3 protein-coding genes and 1 pseudogene are annotated in these 3,095 nt (G+C 57.8%); 2 read left to right on the forward strand and 2 right to left on the reverse strand.

Annotation, left to right across the window (positions count from 1 at the left end; all coding sequences use genetic code 11):
* A pseudogene (locus tag AC1DSG_RS29680) lies at positions 1–65 on the forward strand (peroxiredoxin); the annotation flags it as partial.
* A gap of 125 nt (positions 66–190) precedes the next feature.
* Here the strand turns inward: AC1DSG_RS29680 and AC1DSG_RS29685 are convergent.
* Complete coding sequence (locus AC1DSG_RS29685) at positions 191–1,261, reverse strand: AI-2E family transporter (RefSeq protein WP_477794054.1); 1,071 nt, start codon at positions 1,259–1,261, stop codon at positions 191–193.
* A 31-nt stretch (positions 1,262–1,292) separates the two neighbouring features.
* Positions 1,293–1,532: a sulfurtransferase TusA family protein gene (locus AC1DSG_RS29690; RefSeq protein WP_020300476.1), complete on the reverse strand. Its 240-nt coding sequence runs from the start codon at positions 1,530–1,532 to the stop codon at positions 1,293–1,295.
* 97 nt (positions 1,533–1,629) lie between these two features.
* Here AC1DSG_RS29690 and AC1DSG_RS29695 point away from each other — a divergent pair, with 97 nt between their 5' ends.
* The gene (locus AC1DSG_RS29695) at positions 1,630–3,063 is read left to right on the forward strand and encodes a M48 family metalloprotease (protein WP_477794055.1); all 1,434 of its coding nucleotides are present in this window, start codon (positions 1,630–1,632) and stop codon (positions 3,061–3,063) included.
* Positions 3,064–3,095: the final 32 nt, after the last annotated feature.

Raw genomic sequence — 3,095 nt, forward strand, 5'->3', positions numbered from 1 at the left:
GTGTGAAGGTGCCGGGGCATGTGGATGCGGTATTGGCGGCTGCTCAGGCGCTGAACAAGGCCTGATTTTTTGGTGCCTGTTCYGACGCAATCGCGAGCAAGCTCGCTCCCACAGGTTTTGCACAATCCCTGTGGGACCGAGCTTGCTCGGGATGAGGCCCTCAGCCCCACCCTCTCATCCAGGCTAACAGTTAAAGCAGCGGAGCCACCTCCGGCTCCTTGCGCGGCCACGCATCCAGCACGGCTTTAAACAGCGTCGCCAGCGGAATCGCAAAGAACACACCCCAAAATCCCCACAACCCGCCAAACAACAGCACTGCGCAAATAATCGCAACCGGGTGCAGGTTGACCGCCTCCGAGAAGAGCAACGGCACCAGCACGTTGCCGTCCAGCGTCTGAATGATCCCGTAGACCGCCATCAAATAGATGAATTGATCGCTCCAGCCCCACTGGAACAGTGCAATCAGCATGACCGGCACGGTCACCACCACGGTGCCGACATAAGGCACCACCACCGACACGCCTACCAACAAGGCCAGCAGCGCCGCGTAGTTGAGGCCAAGAACGACAAAACCGATATAGGTCACACCACCGCAGATGAAAATCTCGATGACCTTGCCGCGAATGTAATTGGCGATCTGCCGGTTCATTTCGTGAGCGACTCGGGTGATCAGTGCCCGCTCACGGGGGAGGTAACCGCGCACCCACTGGCCGATCATTTCCCGATCTTTCAGAAAAAAGAACACCAGGATCGGCACCAGAACGAGGTAGATCATGATGTTCACCAGCAGCGGCAGACTCGACAGTGAGAACGTCAGCGCCCACTGGCCGAACTTGCCAACTTCGCCGCGCGCCACTTCGATGAACTGCAATACCTGTTCATCAGACACCATATGCGGGTAGCGCTCGGGCAACAGCAATAACAACGACTGCCATTTTGCGAGCATGCCGGGCAACTCGTTGAACAGCGTAAGCAACTGATGCCAGAGCAACGGCACCACGACAATCAAGAAGACCAGCAGCGCGCCCATGAACAACGTGAAGACCAGCGCCACCGCCACGCCGCCGGGCATACGCAAACGTTCGAGGGTGGCAACCAGGCCCTGCATGAGATACGCCAGCACCATCCCGGCCAATACCGGCGCGAGCATGCCGCCCAAAGTAAGTACGGCGGTAAATGCCAGAAACAGCAGCACGGCCAGTACCACAGCTTCTTCATCGGAAAAGTAGCGCTGAATCCAGTCGCGTAACACTTTGAACATCAATATTCCTTAGAAATGAACGCAGCAGGTTTCAGGCTTTTTTTAACCAGTAGCGGTAAACACCCGCCTCATCTTCTTCACGAAGCAGCGTATGACCGGCCAATCGGGCAAAGGTGCGAAAGTCGCGCTGAGAACCGGCATCCGTGGCGATCACCTTCAGCACCGCACCACTGGCCAGGCGATTGAGTTCCAGCTTGGCTTTGAGCAACGGCAACGGGCAATTCAGGCCGCTGGCATCCAGTTCGGCGTCATGGGCTACAGCGTCGGTCATTACATCACTCCGGGGGCGTGGTTGGGAGGCTTAGAATATCTGGTCGCAAGCCCAGTGTCCGGCTACAGTAAGGTCTTTGTCGACTAAGGCTTTGTGCATGACTTTTTTGCGCCCTACCCTGCTGACGCTCGCTTGCCTGCTTGCCTCACCGGGCTTTGCCGACGACCTGCCGTCACTTGGCGACGCCAGTTCTGCCATCGTCTCGCCGCAACAGGAATACCAGTTGGGCCGCGCCTGGCTGGCGCTGTTGCGCAGCCAGGTCCCGCAGCTCAACGATCCACAACTCAAGAATTACGTCGAATCCAGCGTTTACAGACTGGTGGAAACCAGCCAGGTGAATGACCGGCGACTAGAGTTCATCCTGATCAACAGCCCGCAGCTCAACGCCTTTGCGGCGCCGGGCGGGATTGTCGGGGTCAACGGCGGTTTGTTCCTCAATGCGCAGACCGAGGGCGAATACGCGTCAGTAATGGCTCACGAACTGGCTCACTTGTCGCAACGTCACTTTGCCCGAGGCATTGAAGCTCAACAGCGCATGCAAATGCCGATGATGGCCGCCCTGCTGGCCGGGATCGTGATTGCGGCAGCCGGGGGCGGCAATGCCGGGATGGCGGCCATTGCGGGTACTCAAGCTGCGGCGATTCAAGAGCAACGGCGGTTCTCGCGTCAGAACGAACAGGAAGCCGACCGCATCGGCATTGTCAATATGGAAAAAGCCGGTTACGACCCACGCTCAATGCCGAGCATGTTCGAGCGCTTGGCGCGCCAGTACCGCTTCGACGCCAAGCCGCCGGAATTTTTGATGACTCACCCGGTTACCGAGTCGCGTATCGCCGACACCCGCAACCGCGCCGAACAGGCTCCACCGGGCGGCATCGAAGACAGCATGCGTTATCAGCTGATTCGTGCACGAGTCCAGTTGTTCTATGAAGAAACCCCTGGCCTGGGCGCCAAGCGCTTCCGCGCCTTGCTTGATGAAAACCCGAAGAATGATGTCGCACGCTATGGCTTGGCGATTGCCCAAATCAAGGGAGGACGGCTGAATGAGGCCAGGGAGAATCTCAAGCTGCTGCTGGAAAAATCGCCGAACGAGATCATCTATAACCTGGCGCAGATCGATCTGGACATGACCAACAATCGCCTGCCGGATGCTCAATCTCGCGTCGACCGGATGCTCACTCAGTACCCCGGCAACTATCCGCTCAATCAGATACGTGTCGATTTGCTCCTGAAACAGGACCGCACCGCAGAGGCTGAAAAAGCACTGGAAAGCCTGCTCAAGTCGCGTCCTGACGATCCCGACGTGTGGTATCAGGTGGCCGAGACTCGCGGACTGTCGGGCAACATCATCGGCCTGCATCAGGCTCGCGCGGAATACTTTGCGTTGGTCGGCGACTATCGTCAGGCCATTCAGCAACTGGATTTCGCCAAGCGTAAGGCCGGCAGCAACTTCCCGCTGGCTTCGCGCATCGATGCGCGTCAACGTGAGCTGATGGAACAGGAGCGCATGATCAAGGACATGATGGGCTGACTTTCAGTTTTAAAAGCAAGGCACAAAAAAAC

The organism is Pseudomonas sp. P5_A12, from assembly GCF_056400685.1.

Bases quoted from the DNA above. Each gene is read 5' to 3' on its own strand.
- AC1DSG_RS29685 (WP_477794054.1), bottom strand. From the start codon at position 1,261: ATGTTCAAAGTGTTACGCGACTGGATTCAGCGCTACTTTTCCGATGAA.
- AC1DSG_RS29690 (WP_020300476.1), bottom strand. From the start codon at position 1,532: ATGACCGACGCTGTAGCCCATGACGCCGAACTGGATGCCAGCGGCCTG.
- AC1DSG_RS29695 (WP_477794055.1), top strand. From the start codon at position 1,630: ATGACTTTTTTGCGCCCTACCCTGCTGACGCTCGCTTGCCTGCTTGCC.